Source organism: Acinetobacter sp. WCHA55 (assembly GCF_002165305.2).
In the GTDB taxonomy this organism is placed as follows: Bacteria; Pseudomonadota; Gammaproteobacteria; order Pseudomonadales; family Moraxellaceae; genus Acinetobacter.
In genome coordinates, this window is record NZ_CP032286.1 from 3240828 (window position 1) to 3260392 (window position 19565).

12 protein-coding genes, 2 tRNA genes and 3 rRNA genes are annotated in these 19565 nt (G+C 43.2%); 6 read left to right on the forward strand and 11 right to left on the reverse strand.

Annotated elements, in window-relative coordinates; translation table 11 throughout:
• Positions 1 to 37: 37 nt before the first annotated feature.
• The 10 genes from CDG62_RS18365 to def all read right to left on the reverse strand — a co-directional run bounded on the left by CDG62_RS18365 (position 38) and on the right by def (position 13031).
• Positions 38 to 580: a DUF2726 domain-containing protein gene (locus tag CDG62_RS18365; RefSeq protein ID WP_087528393.1), complete on the reverse strand. Its 543-nt coding sequence runs from the start codon at positions 578 to 580 to the stop codon at positions 38 to 40.
• Positions 581 to 961: 381 nt separating this feature from the next.
• A complete protein-coding gene (locus tag CDG62_RS18370; protein ID WP_087528394.1) occupies positions 962 to 3367 on the reverse strand; it encodes a YgiQ family radical SAM protein in 2406 nt (801 codons plus the stop codon).
• A gap of 412 nt (positions 3368 to 3779) precedes the next feature.
• Positions 3780 to 3894 (reverse strand): 5S ribosomal RNA (gene rrf / locus CDG62_RS18375).
• Positions 3895 to 4094: 200 nt separating this feature from the next.
• Positions 4095 to 6988, reverse strand: a 23S ribosomal RNA gene (locus tag CDG62_RS18380).
• 349 nt (positions 6989 to 7337) lie between these two features.
• Positions 7338 to 7413 (reverse strand) — tRNA-Ala (locus tag CDG62_RS18385).
• A gap of 68 nt (positions 7414 to 7481) precedes the next feature.
• Positions 7482 to 7558 (reverse strand) — tRNA-Ile (locus tag CDG62_RS18390).
• Positions 7559 to 7619: 61 nt separating this feature from the next.
• Positions 7620 to 9157, reverse strand: a 16S ribosomal RNA gene (locus CDG62_RS18395).
• The 16S, 23S and 5S rRNA genes sit together here with 2 tRNA genes alongside, the layout of an rRNA operon.
• 703 nt (positions 9158 to 9860) lie before the next feature.
• Positions 9861 to 11906 carry a TonB-dependent copper receptor gene (locus CDG62_RS18405; protein ID WP_087528677.1) on the reverse strand — a complete coding sequence of 682 codons (2046 nt, stop codon included), beginning with the start codon at positions 11904 to 11906 and terminating at the stop codon, positions 9861 to 9863.
• Between the two features lie 72 nt (positions 11907 to 11978).
• Positions 11979 to 12416 carry a DUF2946 family protein gene (locus CDG62_RS18410; protein ID WP_087528678.1) on the reverse strand — a complete coding sequence of 146 codons (438 nt, stop codon included), beginning with the start codon at positions 12414 to 12416 and terminating at the stop codon, positions 11979 to 11981.
• An 84-nt stretch (positions 12417 to 12500) separates the two neighbouring features.
• A complete protein-coding gene (gene def / locus CDG62_RS18415; protein ID WP_087528679.1) occupies positions 12501 to 13031 on the reverse strand; it encodes a peptide deformylase in 531 nt (176 codons plus the stop codon).
• Between the two features lie 120 nt (positions 13032 to 13151).
• Between def and CDG62_RS18420 the strand changes: the two genes are divergently transcribed.
• Genes CDG62_RS18420 through CDG62_RS18430 form a run of 3 tightly spaced genes read left to right on the forward strand, consistent with a single transcriptional unit; the run spans position 13152 to position 16077 of the window.
• Entirely contained in the window at positions 13152 to 14306 is a 1155-nt protein-coding gene (locus CDG62_RS18420) for a LysM peptidoglycan-binding domain-containing protein (protein ID WP_087528680.1), read from the forward strand.
• Positions 14307 to 14328: 22 nt separating this feature from the next.
• The gene (dprA, locus tag CDG62_RS18425; protein ID WP_087528681.1) at positions 14329 to 15462 is read left to right on the forward strand and encodes a DNA-processing protein DprA; all 1134 of its coding nucleotides are present in this window, start codon (positions 14329 to 14331) and stop codon (positions 15460 to 15462) included.
• A 45-nt stretch (positions 15463 to 15507) separates the two neighbouring features.
• Entirely contained in the window at positions 15508 to 16077 is a 570-nt protein-coding gene (locus CDG62_RS18430) for an L-threonylcarbamoyladenylate synthase (RefSeq protein ID WP_087528682.1), read from the forward strand.
• Positions 16078 to 16476: 399 nt separating this feature from the next.
• On the opposite strand, the gene CDG62_RS18435 is transcribed toward CDG62_RS18430, so the two are convergent.
• Positions 16477 to 17397 carry a DMT family transporter gene (locus tag CDG62_RS18435; RefSeq protein ID WP_087528683.1) on the reverse strand — a complete coding sequence of 307 codons (921 nt, stop codon included), beginning with the start codon at positions 17395 to 17397 and terminating at the stop codon, positions 16477 to 16479.
• 338 nt (positions 17398 to 17735) lie between these two features.
• Here CDG62_RS18435 and CDG62_RS18440 point away from each other — a divergent pair, with 338 nt between their 5' ends.
• The 3 genes from CDG62_RS18440 to CDG62_RS18450 all read left to right on the forward strand — a co-directional run bounded on the left by CDG62_RS18440 (position 17736) and on the right by CDG62_RS18450 (position 19546).
• Entirely contained in the window at positions 17736 to 18290 is a 555-nt protein-coding gene (locus CDG62_RS18440) for a hypothetical protein (protein ID WP_087528684.1), read from the forward strand.
• A 123-nt stretch (positions 18291 to 18413) separates the two neighbouring features.
• Positions 18414 to 18959 (forward strand): glutathione peroxidase, encoded by a 546-nt coding sequence (locus tag CDG62_RS18445; RefSeq protein ID WP_087528685.1) that lies wholly within the window; start codon positions 18414 to 18416, stop codon positions 18957 to 18959.
• A 197-nt stretch (positions 18960 to 19156) separates the two neighbouring features.
• Positions 19157 to 19546 (forward strand): RcnB family protein, encoded by a 390-nt coding sequence (locus CDG62_RS18450; RefSeq protein WP_087528686.1) that lies wholly within the window; start codon positions 19157 to 19159, stop codon positions 19544 to 19546.
• Positions 19547 to 19565: the final 19 nt, after the last annotated feature.

Consider the following 19565-nt stretch of genomic DNA (forward strand, 5'->3'; position numbering starts at 1 on the left):
AAGATTCATGATTTTTATGATGAATGCTGAGATTCAGTTAGCCGATCAGACGTAATTTTCGAGTTTGTGCTGCATTATAGTAATCATATTTTTTGGCCACACGCGTATCCTGAGTCGAACGCGACGAAGCATAGAGATCGCCATAAAAATCTTCACGTAATTGATGATAGTCAGGCACTTCTTCATAACGAATCACTTTATAGCCAGCCATATCGAGGATCGCATCCTGAAACTGTGCCTTTTGTGGACGTTTCAATGAAAGCGGATCTTCTAAAGCAACCACTGCCAAAACTTGTTGTGCACTATCCACAATCACAAAATCAGCCACCAAATTGCGGTATTTGTTTCGCGTACGCGAAAATTTTGTAGTGAGTAAGGCATCATAAGACACATGTGCCAACACAGTATGATGCGGTAAAATTTCTTTTAAACGAGTATAAGTCAGTTGCTCATGCATACTAAAAATAGCACGTTGTCTTAATGCACTATCTTGCTGCTTGGTCTTAGGGATCAACGCTTTACTCGCTAAAATCATAACCAGTATCAACAACACGCTACCAACTACCATATAAGTTGTCATATTTGTATCCTTTTCATCTTTATTATAATTTTCGGTATCACACCGATTTTTATCCGATCAGTATAACCTACTGACCATTTACCCAAACCACGCAATAAAAAAACTAAAGCTAAAATCAAACAAACGCTGATAAAACTAAACAATTTTTTGCAATGTCATTCGTTGTAACACGTTTTGTTTTAATCGAATGATATTTTGGCTCTTTAGCCTATCTACACTGTAATAGAGTGGTTCATTCACGTGCAATATGATTCTTCGGATTGACTCAATTTTCCCGACGGATGGCAGAAAAGCCAATCTCTGAGCTATTTTTCAAACACAATAAAAAAGATCGATCCTAAAAAAGGATGCCGTAGCATCCTTTTTTATATTCAGTTGCGATTAAGCACGTGACTTAGACTTCGGTTTTGATTTTGAATGTCCAAATGGCTTCTTGGCATCACCTGTTTCACGCGGTGGTAAACCTGTATGTTGCGTTAAAATCTGACCACGATCAGGACGCTTTTTGGTATTCGATGGACGCGATTGATTTTTCGCTTGTTGGTTACGGCTCTCACCATTACGTTTTTGCGAATCACCATCCACGGTTGAGTTTTTCTTCCGAGCAGACTGATACTGACCTTCTGTCCCTTGCGGTTGATAGGTTGGAATCAAATGCTGTTTCGAGTTACCAATCAAGTCTTGGCGGCCCATCTCTTTTAAAGCATCACGCAATAAAGGCCAGTTGTTTGGATCATGATAACGTAAGAATGCTTTGTGCAGACGACGACGCTTCTCACCTTTCACAATATCCACATCTTCGGTATATCGCGCCACTTTGGCTAATGGGTTCTTACCCGTGTGATACATGGTGGTCGCTGTTGCCATTGGCGATGGATAGAAAGTCTGTACCTGATCGGCACGGAAACCATTTTTCTTCAACCAAATCGCCAAATTCATCATGTCATATTCGGTCGTACCCGGGTGCGCCGCAATAAAGTACGGAATGAGATACTGCTCTTTTCCTGCTTCTTTACTGAAACGATCAAACATTTGTTTGAAACGATCATAGGTACCGATGCCCGGTTTCATCATCTTAGACAATGGACCTTTTTCGGTATGCTCAGGGGCAATTTTTAAATAACCACCGACATGATGCTGTACCAACTCTTTGACATATTCAGGGTTTAACACTGCTAAGTCATAACGCAACCCCGAACCAATCAGAATTTTTTTGATACCTTTAATGGCGCGTGCTTTACGATACAGCTGCGTTAAAGGTGCATGATCGGTATGTAAGTTTTGACACACCCCTGGATAAACACACGATGGTTTACGACAGTTCTTTTCAATTTCAGGGTCTTTACAGTGTAAACGATACATGTTTGCTGTAGGTCCACCCAAGTCAGAAATGATGCCAGTAAAACCTGGTGCGGTATCACGAATCTTTTCCACTTCACGCAAAATTGATTCTTCTGAACGGTTTTGAATAATACGCCCTTCATGTTCTGTAATCGAACAGAAGGTACAGCCACCAAAACAGCCACGCATGATGTTCACAGAGAACTTAATCATATCAAATGCAGGGAAACGCGCATCCCCATACACAGGATGGGGTAGACGTGCATACGGTAAATCAAACACATAGTCCATTTCTTCCGTGGTTAACGGAATCGGTGGCGCATTTAACCAAACATCACGCTCACCATGCTTTTGTACCAAAGCACGTGCATTTCCTGGATTGGTTTCAAGATGTAAAATACGGTTGGCATGTGCATATAAAACTGGATCATCTGCCACTGCTTCAAATGCAGGCAAACGAATCACAGCCAGTTCACGTGGCGGTAATTTATGTTTAATTGCCTTTGAAGACGGCTGTAATTGCACAATTTGTGTATCAGGATCAAGTTGATCCCCTTCACGAACAATTTGATTTGTCACAATTTCTTTTTGGAAATTTTGGTATTGGGTTAAAGAATTACCCTTATCTTTTTCAATTTCACAGCCATCTAAATCTTCAGTCATCACATAAGGATTAATGATCGGATCAACGCGGCCAATGGTATCCACATCATTGGATGCGATTTCAACAAATTTAGCTTTAGATGGACGGTTTAATTTATTCACGATAAATGCCGTGCCACGAACATCAGTAATTTCGTGAATTTTTTCACCTTTGGCTAAGCGATGCATTACCTCAGTGATTGAACGCTCACCATTACCATACATCAAAAGATCGGCTTTTGAGTCCATCAACACTGAACGACGAACTTTGTCTGACCAATAGTCATAATGTGCAATACGACGTAAAGACGCTTCTATTCCACCTAACAATACAGGTACATCTGGAAATGCTTCACGCACACGTTGGCAATAGACTGTCGCTGCACGGTCTGGACGTTTATTGGGTAGATTATCTGGCGAATAGGCATCATCAGAACGAATTTTACGATCAGCCGTATAACGGTTAATCATGGAATCCATGTTCCCAGCAGTCACACCCCAAGCAATATTTGGCTTACCCAAAACCCGGAATGCTTCAACATTAGTCCAATCAGGTTGTGCAATAATCCCGACACGGAAACCTTGCGCTTCTAACGTACGGCCAATAATGCCCGAACAAAATGATGGATGATCGATATACGCATCACCACAGACCAAAATAAAGTCACAACTATCCCAACCGAGTTGGTCCATTTCCTCGCGCGACATCGGCAAAAATGGCGCAGGTTCAAAACATGACGCCCAATATTTGTCGTAATCAAACAACGCTTTAGGCGCGGTCTGCATAGTATAAGCAGTAGACATGGCTAGCAATTCTCGGCTGGCAGATGAAAGATCTCAAATAGAGATCAAAGATGAAAGCCGATCATTTTACCATGAATTACATTCACCTTGCTTGATTATAATTTATGCAACCCAGCTTAATTCATAATCAACTTATTAGAAGAGTTTTTCCAAGGAAACCTATCTCTTTAATGAAAACCACAATAAAAACAGATAAAACGCTTAATAAATGAAATATATAGATAAAGACAGCTGTTCTAAACTTTCAGACTAAGCAGAATGCAGACAAAGATATGGGACCACATGATCATGCATGAATATAAATTTATTATACTATATAGTTTCTGTTCTCTTCTTACCGATTCACCATTTCGCTAACCGCATGATAAAAAAACCCCCTCTGCATTAAGCGGAGGGGGTTTTTGAATTAATGAGCTGGCGATGACTTACTCTCACATGGATAACTCCACACTACCATCAGCGCTAAGAGGTTTCACTTCTGAGTTCGGGAAGGGATCAGGTGGTTCACTCTTGCTATTGTCGCCAGCACAACTGTTTATGGATACTCGCTAGGTCTTATGATTGCCTCGCTTTCTACCAAATCTTGCACTCGTTCAAAGCAGTGCTTTGAACATCGTTCATAACAGAACATCTGAGTTAATTTAATTTGCACATTCTACTTAGCTTTATAACTAAATCAAGTTGTTTGCAGTGATTTGAACCACAACACCAACTGTTTGGGTGTTGTATAGTCAAGCCTCACGAGCAATTAGTATTGGTCAGCTTCACATATCACTATGCTTCCACATCCAACCTATCAACGTCGTAGTCTTCAACGGCTCTTTAGAGGACATAAAGTCCTAGGGAAATCTTATCTTGAGGTAGGCTTCCCGCTTAGATGCTTTCAGCGGTTATCCCTTCCGAACATAGCTACCCGGCGATGCGACTGGCGTCACAACCGGTACACCAGAGGTTCGTCCACTCTGGTCCTCTCGTACTAGGAGCAGATCCTCTCAAATTTCCAACGCCCACGGTAGATAGGGACCGAACTGTCTCACGACGTTCTAAACCCAGCTCGCGTACCTCTTTAAATGGCGAACAGCCATACCCTTGGGACCTGCTTCAGCCCCAGGATGAGATGAGCCGACATCGAGGTGCCAAACACCGCCGTCGATATGAACTCTTGGGCGGTATCAGCCTGTTATCCCCAGAGTACCTTTTATCCGTTGAGCGATGGCCCTTCCATACAGAACCACCGGATCACTAAGACCTACTTTCGTACCTGCTCGACTTGTGGGTCTCGCAGTTAAGCGCGCTTTTGCCTTTATACTCTACGCGTGATTTCCGACCACGCTGAGCGCACCTTCGTACTCCTCCGTTACTCTTTAGGAGGAGACCGCCCCAGTCAAACTACCCACCAGACATGGTCCTCGTCCCGGATAACGGGACAGAGTTAGAACCTCAATATTACCAGGGTGGTATTTCAAGATTGGCTCCACCGAAACTAGCGTCTCGGTTTCAAAGCCTCCCACCTATCCTACACAAGTAAGATCAAAGTTCAATGTCAAGCTGCAGTAAAGGTTCACGGGGTCTTTCCGTCTAGCCGCGGGTACACCGCATCTTCACGGCGAATTCGATTTCACTGAGTCTCTGCTGGAGACAGCGCCCCCATCATTATGCCATTCGTGCAGGTCGGAACTTACCCGACAAGGAATTTCGCTACCTTAGGACCGTTATAGTTACGGCCGCCGTTTACTGGGGCTTCGATCAAGAGCTTCGCTTACGCTAACCCCATCAATTAACCTTCCAGCACCGGGCAGGCATCACACCCTATACGTCCACTTTCGTGTTTGCAGAGTGCTATGTTTTTAATAAACAGTTGCAGGGGCCTGGTTTCTGTGGCTGCCAATAGCTCAAGGAGTAAATCCTATCACCGTCGGCAGCGTACCTTCTCCCGAAGTTACGGTACCATTTTGCCTAGTTCCTTCAGCAGAGTTCTCTCAAGCGCTTTGGTCTACTCGACCTGACCACCTGTGTCGGTTTCGGGTACGATTCCTATGTAACTGAAGCTTAGAGACTTTTCCTGGAAGCATGGTATCAGCCACTTCACTGTACAAGTACAGCTTGCTATCAGTTCTCAGCATAGAGTACCCCGGATTTGCCTAAGATACATGCCTACAACCTTCCACCTGGACAACCAACGCCAGGCTGACTTAACCTTCTCCGTCCTCTCATCGCATTACATAGAAGTATTGGAATATTAACCAATTTCCCATCGACTACGCCTCTCGGCCTCGCCTTAGGGGTCGACTCACCCAGCCCCGATTAACGTTGGACTGGAACCCTTGGTCTTTCAGCGTGCGAGTTTTTCACTCGCATTGTCGTTACTCACGTCAGCATTCGCACTTCTGATACCTCCAGCATACTTCTCAATACACCTTCATCGGCTTACAGAACGCTCCCCTACCACTTGCAATAAATTGCAAATCCGCAGCTTCGGCATATAGTTTTAGCCCCGTTACATCTTCCGCGCAGGCCGACTCGACTAGTGAGCTATTACGCTTTCTTTAAAGGGTGGCTGCTTCTAAGCCAACCTCCTAGCTGTCTATGCCTTCCCACATCGTTTCCCACTTAACTATAATTTTGGGGCCTTAGCTGGCGGTCTGGATTGTTTTCCTCTTGACTACGGACGTTAGCACCCGCAGTCTGTCTCCCGGATAGTACTCATTGGTATTCGGAGTTTGCATCGGTTTGGTAAGTCGGGATGACCCCCTAGCCGAAACAGTGCTCTACCCCCAATGGTATTCGTCCGAGGCGCTACCTAAATAGCTTTCGGGGAGAACCAGCTATCACCGAGTTTGATTAGCCTTTCACCCCTATCCACAAGTCATCCCCTGGCTTTTCAACGACAGTGGGTTCGGTCCTCCAGTTAGTGTTACCCAACCTTCAACCTGCTCATGGATAGATCACCCGGTTTCGGGTCTACACCCAGCAACTAAACGCCCTATTAAGACTCGATTTCTCTACGGCTCCCCTATACGGTTAACCTTGCTACTGAATGTAAGTCGCTGACCCATTATACAAAAGGTACGCAGTCACCGAACAAGTCGGCTCCCACTGCTTGTATGCATGCGGTTTCAGGATCTATTTCACTCCCCTCACAGGGGTTCTTTTCGCCTTTCCCTCACGGTACTGGTTCACTATCGGTCAGTCAGGAGTATTTAGCCTTGGAGGATGGTCCCCCCATATTCAGACAAGGTTTCACGTGCCCCGCCCTACTCGACATCATCATATAAGCCCTTTCGTGTACAGGACTATCACCCACTATGGTTGCACTTCCCAGAGCATTCCACTAGAACTTATATGACTTAATGGGCTTTTCCCCGTTCGCTCGCCGCTACTGAGGGAATCTCAATTGATTTCTTTTCCTAAGGGTACTGAGATGTTTCACTTCCCCTCGTTCGCCTCGTATGACTATGTATTCATCATACGATACCTGCCTTATGACAGGTGGGTTTCCCCATTCAGAAATCTCCGGATCACAGGATATTTGCCGCCTCCCCGGAGCTTATCGCAGGCTATTACGTCTTTCATCGCCTCTGACTGCCAAGGCATCCACCACATGCACTTAATTACTTGACTATACAACCCCAAACAGTCGTTAATCCCTACAAGTAGGATTAAGACAGTCTATGATGATTCCTCATCACTTCCTTACAGTTTGTTGCTCTGTGTACTTAAACACTGTACAGCTTCAATTCAATTCACATACCAAAACGCTTGATTCAGTTAATTTCGCTAGTAACTCATTTCTCCAACCTTCATCAATCAGTAATAAATCACTGTTAATGTCGATCTTTAAAACGAGTATGAACAAATTATTTCAACTCAAATATATTCTGTTAATGATTTTTCCAGCCTTCGTCAGGTCAGGAAACTGTGATAAATCACAGAAGTTAATAAGCTTTAACTTACTAAATTCTATAATCTATGGTGGAGACTAGGAGAGTCGAACTCCTGACCTCCTGCGTGCAAAGCAGGCGCTCTACCAACTAAGCTAAGTCCCCAGCTTATCAATAAGTCAATGTTTCTGTTTTTCTGTATTCAGCATTTAATAATACCGGTTAGTCAGATTTGGTGGGTCTGACAAGACTTGAACTTGTGACCCCACGCTTATCAAGCGTGTGCTCTAACCAACTGAGCTACAGACCCTCAGATACATCGTCATGAAGAACAACTTGTTGTGGATTCTTACCAATCGTCAATCTTTCGTTAAGGAGGTGATCCAGCCGCAGGTTCCCCTACGGCTACCTTGTTACGACTTCACCCCAGTCATCGGCCACACCGTGGTAAGCGTCCTCCTTGCGGTTAGACTACCTACTTCTGGTGCAACAAATTCCCATGGTGTGACGGGCGGTGTGTACAAGGCCCGGGAACGTATTCACCGCGGCATTCTGATCCGCGATTACTAGCGATTCCGACTTCATGGAGTCGAGTTGCAGACTCCAATCCGGACTACGATCGGCTTTTTGAGATTAGCATCCTATCGCTAGGTAGCAACCCTTTGTACCGACCATTGTAGCACGTGTGTAGCCCTGGTCGTAAGGGCCATGATGACTTGACGTCGTCCCCGCCTTCCTCCAGTTTGTCACTGGCAGTATCCTTAAAGTTCCCGGCTTAACCCGATGGCAAATAAGGAAAAGGGTTGCGCTCGTTGCGGGACTTAACCCAACATCTCACGACACGAGCTGACGACAGCCATGCAGCACCTGTATGTAAGTTCCCGAAGGCACCAATCCATCTCTGGAAAGTTCTTACTATGTCAAGACCAGGTAAGGTTCTTCGCGTTGCATCGAATTAAACCACATGCTCCACCGCTTGTGCGGGCCCCCGTCAATTCATTTGAGTTTTAGTCTTGCGACCGTACTCCCCAGGCGGTCTACTTATCGCGTTAGCTGCGCCACTAAAGCCTCAAAGGCCCCAACGGCTAGTAGACATCGTTTACGGCATGGACTACCAGGGTATCTAATCCTGTTTGCTCCCCATGCTTTCGTACCTCAGCGTCAGTATTAGGCCAGATGGCTGCCTTCGCCATCGGTATTCCTCCAGATCTCTACGCATTTCACCGCTACACCTGGAATTCTACCATCCTCTCCCATACTCTAGCTTCCCAGTATCGAATGCAATTCCTAAGTTAAGCTCAGGGATTTCACATCCGACTTAAAAAGCCGCCTACGCACGCTTTACGCCCAGTAAATCCGATTAACGCTCGCACCCTCTGTATTACCGCGGCTGCTGGCACAGAGTTAGCCGGTGCTTATTCTGCGAGTAACGTCCACTATCCAAGAGTATTAGTCTCAGTAGCCTCCTCCTCGCTTAAAGTGCTTTACAACCAAAAGGCCTTCTTCACACACGCGGCATGGCTGGATCAGGCTTCCGCCCATTGTCCAATATTCCCCACTGCTGCCTCCCGTAGGAGTCTGGGCCGTGTCTCAGTCCCAGTGTGGCGGATCATCCTCTCAGACCCGCTACAGATCGTCGCCTTGGTAGGCCTTTACCCCACCAACTAGCTAATCTGACTTAGGCTCATCTATTAGCGCAAGGTCCGAAGATCCCCTGCTTTCCCCCGTAGGGCGTATGCGGTATTAGCATTCCTTTCGGAATGTTGTCCCCCACTAATAGGCAGATTCCTAAGCATTACTCACCCGTCCGCCGCTAGGTCAGTTACCGAAGCAACATCCCCCGCTCGACTTGCATGTGTTAAGCCTGCCGCCAGCGTTCAATCTGAGCCATGATCAAACTCTTCAGTTAAAATCATTAGTAGCTTATGGCTACAAATCTTGGCTCATCAATTTTCTGACATTAATTTCTCAAATAAACTTCGAGTAATTTCTACCATTCAATCAATGAAATATCTTCGATCGATCAATCAGTAAAAATCCACACAAGTTGTTCTTCATAATCTCTTAATGATCTTCTTACTGATTCGTCATCAGCAAGCTAGGTCGGCTATACTACTCTCTTTCAAGAAGAAGTCAACTGGTAATTCAAATTATTTTAAACTCTCTTTCTAAAACCCAACTCAATCAATTCTAACTAAGCTACTGTTTTATCAGAAGTTTTAATCTTCATCACCGCCGATGGATGTGCATTCTACAGCATTTCTAACTGCTTGCAACACTTATTCTGAATAAATATTTTCACATGTTTACTTTTCAAACTCACATAAATTTAAGCTATTGTTATTTATAATAAAGTTATTTTATAAATTTTAACTCATTTTCATAACCACTTAAATTTAACCTGTGCGGTATACATTTTACACCCTAACATATTGTTTTATCTTATATATTTTAAAAACCAACTCAATTGCTATCTTTAAACTGCTGTTTCCTCATCCACTTTCTGCTGAATCTTTGTGCAGCATGCTGTTTTATCAAACATTTTTTTAACTTAAAAGCAAAACAGCCTATCTATTTCTAGACAGGCTGTTGCAATGATTACTCTATATTTTTTAGAACTTCATACTGATACGTGCCCAATAATTACGCCCTATATTATTAAATTGTTCGGTCGCAGCATAACCAAAACCGGAACTTCCAAGTTTATTCAAGTGCTCGGCATAGTTTTTATTCAACACATTATCTATTCCGACTGAAAGGTCTAGATTTTTTTGGATATTATAAGTCCCATTTAAAGACAGCGTTCCAAAACCTTTACTGTCTTCTAAATCGTATCCAATGATATTGCCTTCTCGGTAGCTAGTACGATCTTGTGCTGCAACCACACGCCATAATAAACCAAGGTTATATTTTTCTTGCACATAGCGTAGATTAAAACGCCCTTCTAATGGTGCAATTTGCGGTAAAGCGGTATGATCCGTTGTATTGTCACCCCACGCATACATGGCACTGATGTCTGCTTGAATCTGATCGGTAAATTGGTAGCCTATCCCTGCTTCAGCACCCGCAATGGTTGCATCGACATTTCGGCTTTTGGCTTCCAACCGCCCCATTGAACCTGTCGGGGTATATGCCACTAAAATATAGTCTTGAATCAAACCTGCATAAACTGAAGCCCATGATTTAAATGCACCCTGTTCATATTGATAACCTGCATCAAACTGCGCGGTTTTTTCATTCTCTAGATCAGCAAAAGTCGTACCTGTGCTTTGATGGTATTTGGTACTAAACAACTCCCAATAATCAGGCACACGCTCTACATAACCCAAACCTGCGTAAGTTTTAACATGTTCCGCAAGTTCACTTTCAATTCGAATAAAACCACTTGGCAAAGTTTCTTTACGCTCTGTATCACTGGCTAAGTTATCAATCTTCGCTTGATCGACACGTGCACCTGTTACCAGTTTATGCTGATCATTGAATGCATAACTCAGCTCACCGAAAGCCCCATAAGACTCAAATTCCATATTGGTTTTAAAGGGGGAGTTCATACTCGGCATAGCATACATGATCATATTTCCACCATGCTTATTGCGTTGCGAGTCTATTCCTGTCATCAAGCTGACTTTGTCCCATTCAGAAGTCATTGCAGCACGTGCGTTCAAAGTACGACGCGTTACTTCCATTTCCATCTTATTCGGCACAGTCATCTGCATACCATGCATCGTCATAGTCGTTGTGGGCGGCGTTCTTAAGCGAAAATTATCCATGACATGATCGTTATAGCTATAGTCAACTTGCGCTTCGACCTTTTTGATCACCTCACCAATGTTTTTCTTTTCTATATGTAAGCCTAGGCTTTCACGGGCAAATTTAGAGCCATCCATGCTACGTCCAGCATAAACAGCCTCACCATCACTTTTACCACCTTTTAGCTCTATCCATGTGTCTTCATCCGGAGTCCAGCCTAATGCAAGATCTGCATTCCATTTTTCCCAATCGGACGGAACCGTATCGCCCGCTCCATCTTGATAACTGCCTGCAATCGAACGATTAGCATTTAAACGTGCATATTTCTTTTCATCACCAACAGCAGCTTCAACATTCTGATCCAAACGACCATAAGAGCCAAACATGACACTGGCTTGTCCACGATAAGGTTTCGCCGAAGTGAGCTGTTCAGGTTCACGTTCAAAAATAACGGTTGCGGCTGAACCAGTATGCGCATACTGAACAGTTTGCGGCCCTTTTACGACGGTGATTTTGTCGTAGCTTTCAGGAGAAACATACGACGCTGGATTATCCATACGGCTTGGGCATGCGCCTAGGTTTTCCGTACCATCGGTGAGGATTTTAATACGGGAACCAAACATGCCACGGAAGGTCACATCGCCATTCGCACCGCCATTTTTGATTTGATTAAAGCCTACAATACTTTGTAAGTAGGCCGCCCCATCAACCGCAGGAATTGGCTGCGTGGGTTGTTTCGGATTGGCATGTACAATCAGACCATGAGCATCATTGCCCTGCTGAGCCGTCACCACAATCGGCGCTAAAATATGCGCACTGTCTGTCTCTGTGGCAAATACGACACTTGAAAAACAAGCAAGAGAAATCGCAGCCGCAAGAGGCTGTAAAAAGAATGTAGGCTGAGCCATTTTTATTCTCACTAAATCTATAAATACAACTAGGCTAGAGTCCGTTAAGACCCGAAAAATAAATGTCTAGGTTTATACAAACAGTGGCGGTGCTCGCCCTTGCGGCAGTAAAAAGAGTTGTTGCAGTGCAAACCAAACATGCGCAAAGGCTTTTTGGAATGCAATTAAACGGACTTGAATACGGTCCAGTACCGCTTTTAACTCTAAATCAGGCGGCAACACGAGATTGCCATATACTGTACAGTATTGGCATTGATGACTTGCATCATGATGATTGTGCTCAGCAGGTTGTGAGCTGAGCTCATGCTGAGTCTGCATATCATGATGATGCGTGGAATGCTTTTCAGCATGAGAACTGAGATGTTCAACTGGCTTGAGTAAAAGCGCACGCGTAATGGTTTCACAGACCGGCGCAATTTGATATTGCGTCGGAAGCAAAGGCTGTAAAAAAACAGCAATCTGTAAAAACACGGCTACACAAGACAGTAGCAACGCAGCTCTAAAGAACAATCCATTCCACCTGAGTTGAGGACGCGGGAAGTATATAACAAAGCCCAATTAAAATTGGGCTTTGTTTATGAGATTTAGGAAAAATTAACGTTTTACAGCTACTTTTTCTTTTTGGCGCTGACGGGTCAGTTTTTCCACTTTCTCACGTGCGCGTTGACGCTTCAATGGCGACAAATAGTCGACGAACAATTTGCCATTTAAGTGATCCATTTCATGTTGAATGCAAACAGCGAGAAGTTCGTCAGCTTCGATCTCAAATGCTTGACCTTCAAGGTTAATTGCTTCGATCTTTACGCGTGACGGGCGCTCAACTTTGTCGTATATTTGAGGAACTGATAGGCAGCCTTCTTCATAGGGCTGCGTTTCTTCAGTCAATGGGGTGACTTTGGGGTTAATGAATACCAAAGGTTGATCTTTATGTTCAGATAAGTCCATGACAATCAGCTGAATATGACGATCAACTTGTGTCGCGGCAAGTCCAATGCCTGGCGCTTCATACATGGTTTCAAACATATCTGCAGCCAGCTGACGAATTTCATCAGTAACTTCTTCGACGGGTTCTGCAATGGTACGAAGACGGGGATCAGGAAAACTTAAAATAGGTAATAAGGCCATACTGCGTCCTCAATTATGCCATTGATCAAAAAACCAAATGAAGGGAATGCTTGATCAAAAAAATGTGTGTAATATCGTTATTATAACGCAACTACATACATAATTTTAGGAATTATGATAATGAAAAAGGTTTTTATGGGCATGCCATCTTTTAGTGCCTTGGGGTTTAAGCAACACATGTTAGCACTTGCGGTTTGCGTAAGTGTTGGCACAGGCGTCATTTCAACAGCTCAAGCTGCGCCTACACGAAATTACAATCCACCTGCTTTAAAAGCCAATGCACCGAATGTTTATGTGGTGAAAAAAGGCGATACATTGTGGGATATCTCTAAACGTTTCCTAAATAATCCTGTGCGTTGGCCTGAAATTTGGGCCAGCAATAGACACGTCAAAAATCCGCATTGGATTTTCCCAGGTGACCGCTTACTGATGTGTACTCATGACGGCCGTCCAATTATTGGTAAAGACGAGGGCGATGGCTGTGAAGGGATTATTCGTCGCTATACAGGTGGCGCTAAACTTCAACCTCAAGCACGTGTTGAATCCTTAAACAACGCTATTCCTGTCATTCCACTGGAATACATTAAAAACTGGCTTGAACACAGCACTATTCTTTCAGAGGAATCTTTGGAAGGTACACCGTATATCGTCGGTGCTGCTGATCAACGGGTGATTGCGGGTAAAGGTCAAACCGTTTATGCACGTGGCCAAGGCATTGAAGTCGGTCAACGCTACGCGATTTACCGTGAAGGCGAACCGTACATTGTGACGGATGCAGAGGGCAAAAAACAAAATCTAGGTCTAGAATTGACTCAGGTTGGCTCAGCCATTGCCATTCGTGGTGAAAATGACATGTCCACTTTAGAAATCACAGATTCGTATAATTCTGAAGTACGTCGTGGTTACCGCGTACTGCCTGAATACGACGCCATGCTTCCAACCTTGTTCTATCCAACACATGCACAAGATGTGACTGATGGAGGACAAGTGATTCGTGTTCAAGGTTCGATTGGTCTAGCTGCGAAGCATTCGGTTGTAACCATTGACCGTGGCACAGTGGATGGCGTTCAATCAGGTTATGTGTTCTCAGTTAGTCAAAAAGGTCAAGAAATTCGTGATCCGAAAACCAATGAAAAACTGACCCTTCCAACGGAGCGTATCGGTAACATCATGGTATTTAAAACCTTTGACCGTGTCAGCTATGCTTATGTGCTCGACAGCGAACTACCAGTAAACTTGGGCGCGAAACTTTCTCCCTCTGTTGTGGATGAATAATCCGTTGCCTTAAGGTGTATATATGCTGAACTCTTTATCACATGAACAGATTGCAACAATCACCCTGTGGTATTTAGTTCAGCATTCTTTATCGAGCTTTCAAAAACTACAGCAGCATTTTGGCACAAGCACAAAAGCCGTTGCTGCTTCCAATCTTCAGATCTGGTCAAATCTAGGCTTACACAAAAGTCACCTACAACGTGCCGCAGAAATTCAAACACCTGCTGGCCAAATCAAATTACAAACTTTACTGCATGACGTCCAAGCCAGTTGTGATTTTATTTTGCTTGATACAGAAAGTCATTATCCCTCGCAGCTGCTACCCTATTCTGACCGACCACCCATTTTATTTGGTCAGGGCAATCCACAAAGTTTACTCCAACCTCAAGTTGCTATCGTCGGTAGTCGGAAACCCAGCCCGCACGGCAAACAAGTGGCTTATGACTTTGCTTTTTACCTCGCCGAAAAAGGCTTTTATATTTGCAGTGGTTTAGCTGAAGGTATTGATGCAGCAGCGCATCAGGGTGGCTTAAAACATCAGCGTACCATTGCGGTGATGGGCACAGGCTTAGATCTCACCTACCCGCCCCAACATCAAGCCCTGCGTACGAAAATATTGGAAAATAATGGCTGTATTATTACTGAATTTTTACCGCATACACCACCTTTACAACATAATTTTCCACGGCGGAACCGCATCGTCAGTGCATTGAGTTTAGGGGTTGTAGTTGCAGAGGCAGCAATCAAAAGTGGCTCTCTTGGCACAGCTAAATCTGCTGCTGATCAAGGCAAGACAATTTTTGCGATCCCTGGTCATATTTACAGTGAGCACCATCAAGGTTGTCATCAACTGATCCGAGAAGGGGCAATTTTGGTCGATCATCCTGAGCAAATCATTGAAGACTTGGCACTCCCCACCCAATGGCATAGCCAATCCCAGTCGCAAGAAACTATCCCAAGCGCGAGTTTTGAGATCCCATCTGATTTACTCGAACTTTATAATCAACTGGATTGGGTCGGGCAAAATATGGATCAACTTAATTTCAAACTCAACACCGATATTGCCACACTTACCAGCCAATTAATGGAACTGGAGATTTTGGGCCTCGCACAACAACAGGCTGGCAATTATCTGCGTTGCCGTTCCAGCCAATAAGGTTCACAATAACCCTTTATGAATCAATAAAAGGTACAAAGTGTAATGATTACCACCTCTGTGACTGAAGCGGCGCAATGTTTAAAACAAGGTCAAGTTTTAGCATATCCAACAGAAGCAGTATGGGGTTTAGGCTGCGATCCGTATAACGAACAGGCCTTTCTAGATATTTTGCAGATTAAGCAACGCCCGATCGAAAAAGGCGTGATTTTACTGGCTGGGCAACTTGCTCAAGTTGAACCACTTTTAGAACATTTAGATCCCGACATCCGCCAACAAGTGATCGACAGCTGGAGTGATCGTAGTCCATCAGAACGTGCAACCACGTGGTTACTACCTGCAAATGAACATATTCCCACATGGATTAAAGGCAATCATCCCAAAGTTGCTGTACGGGTAACCACGCATCCGATTTGTGTGGCGCTTTGTAATGCCTTTCAAGGCTTTATTGTCTCCACCAGTGCCAACCCTGCTGGATTGCCACCTGCCCGTTCACTACAAGATGCCAACCACTACTTTTCGCAACAGGTCAATTATCTGAATGGTGACCTAGGCTTGAGCCAAGAACCGAGCCGCATACTCGATGCCGAAACTGGTGCAGTGGTTCGTGCCTAAAAACATGCTATTTCTCAGGATTTTTACTGAAACATAGACAAAAAAAAGCTCAGCCATATAGGGATGGCTGAGCATAAAAAAGGATGTGTAATCACATCCAGAGGGTCTGAAAACTGATGAGCAAACACTTAATACCCGTTTTGACATTGGCCTAAGTTTGCAGTGCGCGTATTATGTAGCAAATTGCTTTTCTAAACAAATAGATTTTTTATATTAAAAACTTCGTTAAAACGCTGATTAATGGAGATAATTAAAATATCATTCAAATTATCTACCTATTTTTAATCAGCTTTTGCACACATTAAATACATTAACAATCTAAAATAGCATTAATAAATCAACTTATTAATGAATTATTCTATTAAAAAAGTAATTTAAATGATCGTATTTTAATCAATATCAATCCATCGAATTTGCTAAAGGTGCCGTTTTTAAGGCTGTTTTACGCTGTGCGAGTAAAATACCAGAGATAATGACCACACCACCGACCGTATGATAAACCGTCCACGCCTCTTTCAACCAAACATAGGCAATCACTGCAGTAAAGACAGGCATCAAGTTCATGAAAATACTGGTTCGATTCGGCCCTAAATGGGTAATGGCCAACATCCACAGTAAAGGCGCAACCAAAGAAGGGAAAATGCTGGCATACATGACACTTGCTGCATTTTGACTATTGATAGTATCGAGACCGAAATAGGCAATAAAAGGTAAATGGTAAAGCAGTGCAAAAAAGATCTGCACATAGAGGCTCAACATCAAGGGAATTTGCAATTGCCACTTTTTCAAAAACACCCCATAAAAGGCATAAAAGAATACCGCAACCACCATCAGAACATCACCCAAATGCCCACCCGATTGGACTAAGCCTGAAAGATTGCCCTGACCAATGATATAAACCAAACCCGCAAAGGATAAAATACTACCGATCATCGCAAAACGATTTGGAATATCTTTTAAAATCAATAGTGAAACAAAAATAGTGAAGATCGGAATAAAAGCATTAATCAATCCCATATTAGTCGCAGTCGTATAGTGCGCTGCGGTATAGGCTAAGCCCTGATACAACACCAGACCAAATGCACTTAGCACGGCCAACTGACCCAAATGCGCTCGGATTAATGCCCGTTGCCGACATAAAGAGCGCACAACAAAAGGTGTTAACAGAATAAAGGCAAAGAACCAACGATAAAAACTAATACTGACTGGCGAAATGAAATCTGCCACATAACGCGTGACGACAATATTGATCGACCAAATGAGTACAGCAATGATAGGGAGACTCAAAGCCCAATACATACGTTGTGGTGTGGTACTCATGCTTTTTCCCGTTTAGCTTTTGTTTGCAAAATTTAAATGAATGGTAAAACATTTTTATGATTTATTCGAATATCATTTGGGTATCACACATAATTTATACATTTATTTTAAAATGAAAAATTTATAAAAAACAAAATTTTAAACCAATATTAAACTCTACTTTTCAATAAATTAATGTATTTCAGTAGCTTCACTCTACAAAAACACCATAGAACAATATCAACGATCTCTGCATCGTATTGGTGCTGTTCTAGCGAACGTATTTTTTTTTAATTGATCGGTCATTGCTCTTAGACTCTGGCCTACAACAACATATTTCCCGATAGAAGGATGTCGTTATGAAAAAGTTACTTTTAACCACAGTTTGTATGGCCACACTTACATTGGCTGCGTGCGAAAAAAAAGGAACTGAGCCAGCCGTTGAACAAACGACGTCTGCATCTGAAGCGACCTCAACCGAAGCAACCACTATCGTTGCTAATCACAGCAATAACAATATTACCGATATTCAAGCAGATTTGTTAGCCGTACAAACGCTATCGAATGCCAAAGCTCAAGAAGCCGCTACGTTTCAAAAAGAGGTGAGTGCAACCTTAGAGAAAAAGGATCCCGCTCAAATTAAAAATATGGTTGAAAAAACAGAAATCTATGTGAAGCAATTTAATGATGAATTAGATGCCTTAACCTTAAAAAGTGCTGAAGTAGATGCTTTACGTGAAAAAATGCAGGACGCCAATGATCTGGGGGTAGAGCTCACCAAAGAAAGTACAAAAACAACACCAGATAGCGCGAAAATCACCGAACTACAAACCAAAGCAACTGAATTACAGAAATCGATCATTGCTGACGTAACGGCTTTGGAAGCAAAAGTCAAAGCGGCTCCAGCATCTTAATGACTTCCCCACCCTTTAAAGCAAGCCTTGGCTTGCTTTTTTGTTGCGATCAATCCGTAAATAGGCGTGACTTTGTCAAACGCTTCCAACACAATAAAATGCACATCGTATAAGGACACGCAAATGAGCACTTCGATTTATAACATTCCAGTCAAAACCATTCAGGGCGAAGACATCAACTTAAACCAATACCAAGGTAAAGTTCTCTTGGTGGTGAATGTGGCATCTAAATGTGGCCTCACACCTCAGTACGAAGGTTTAGAAAAACTCTATCAAGACAAAAAATCACAGGGTTTAGAGATTTTAGGTTTTCCTGCCAACAATTTCTTGGCACAAGAACCGGGTTCAGATGCTGAAATTCAAGAATTCTGCTCTTTAAACTATCAAGTGGATTTCCCGCTGTTTTCAAAAATCTCGGTTGCAGGGGATGATAAGCATCCTTTATATGAAACACTCACTCAAGCGGTGCCTGAACGTATCGGTGAAGGCCCTTGGTGGAAAGACTTGGTGGACTATGGTTTAACACCGAACGAACCACCTGAGGTACTGTGGAACTTTGAAAAATTCTTAATCAATAAAAATGGTAAAGTGGTTGCACGTTTTGCACCAGACATTACGGCCAATGATCCTCGTATTGTCGATGCCATCAATGCTGAATTGGCCAAATAAGCCCAGAGCTGTTTATAAGCAGTCGAATTTAACGGCTGCTTATATTTTCTTTTTTAAATAGGTAATGACATTCAAATCGGTTGAATCTTCATGATTTGTTCTTTATTTTTATGATTTTACAACACTTCCTTCACGATCAATCAAACACTTCACTCTATGATGTACCTATCCACTCAAGACAATCCGAAGTGAAGCTCATGAATACCTTTATAAAAGCAGCCATTTTATCTATCTCAACGGCATTGATTGCCCTTCCTGCACTAGCAGCACCACAAGAACAACATCAGCAACATCAAGCTGCTCAGTCTCATGGGCATGCGCAAAAACACACATCGAATGGACATCAACAGCCAACTCAAACCACTGTAAAGCAAGCCACTGTCAAAAAATCCAACCGTCCATCTCAAGATTGGAAAGTAGGTCAAAAACTCCCAAGCGCTTACCATAACAATGCCTATAAAGCAGATCACCAAAAATACAAAAAACTCAGCAAACCAGGTAAAAACCAACAGTGGATTAAAGTGAATGGCGACTATGTACTGACAGACATTCGTAATCATTCCATTATTAAAATCATTGCTGGTTAAACTACTGTAAATGAAGAGT

Bases quoted from the DNA above. Each gene is read 5' to 3' on its own strand.
- CDG62_RS18450 (WP_087528686.1), top strand. From the start codon at position 19,157: ATGAATACCTTTATAAAAGCAGCCATTTTATCTATCTCAACGGCATTG.
- CDG62_RS18435 (WP_087528683.1), bottom strand. From the start codon at position 17,397: ATGAGTACCACACCACAACGTATGTATTGGGCTTTGAGTCTCCCTATC.
- CDG62_RS18370 (WP_087528394.1), bottom strand. From the start codon at position 3,367: ATGTCTACTGCTTATACTATGCAGACCGCGCCTAAAGCGTTGTTTGAT.
- def (WP_087528679.1), bottom strand. From the start codon at position 13,031: ATGGCCTTATTACCTATTTTAAGTTTTCCTGATCCCCGTCTTCGTACC.
- CDG62_RS18365 (WP_087528393.1), bottom strand. From the start codon at position 580: ATGACAACTTATATGGTAGTTGGTAGCGTGTTGTTGATACTGGTTATG.
- CDG62_RS18440 (WP_087528684.1), top strand. From the start codon at position 17,736: ATGAAAAAGTTACTTTTAACCACAGTTTGTATGGCCACACTTACATTG.
- CDG62_RS18405 (WP_087528677.1), bottom strand. From the start codon at position 11,906: ATGGCTCAGCCTACATTCTTTTTACAGCCTCTTGCGGCTGCGATTTCT.
- dprA (WP_087528681.1), top strand. From the start codon at position 14,329: ATGCTGAACTCTTTATCACATGAACAGATTGCAACAATCACCCTGTGG.
- CDG62_RS18445 (WP_087528685.1), top strand. From the start codon at position 18,414: ATGAGCACTTCGATTTATAACATTCCAGTCAAAACCATTCAGGGCGAA.
- CDG62_RS18430 (WP_087528682.1), top strand. From the start codon at position 15,508: ATGATTACCACCTCTGTGACTGAAGCGGCGCAATGTTTAAAACAAGGT.
- CDG62_RS18420 (WP_087528680.1), top strand. From the start codon at position 13,152: ATGAAAAAGGTTTTTATGGGCATGCCATCTTTTAGTGCCTTGGGGTTT.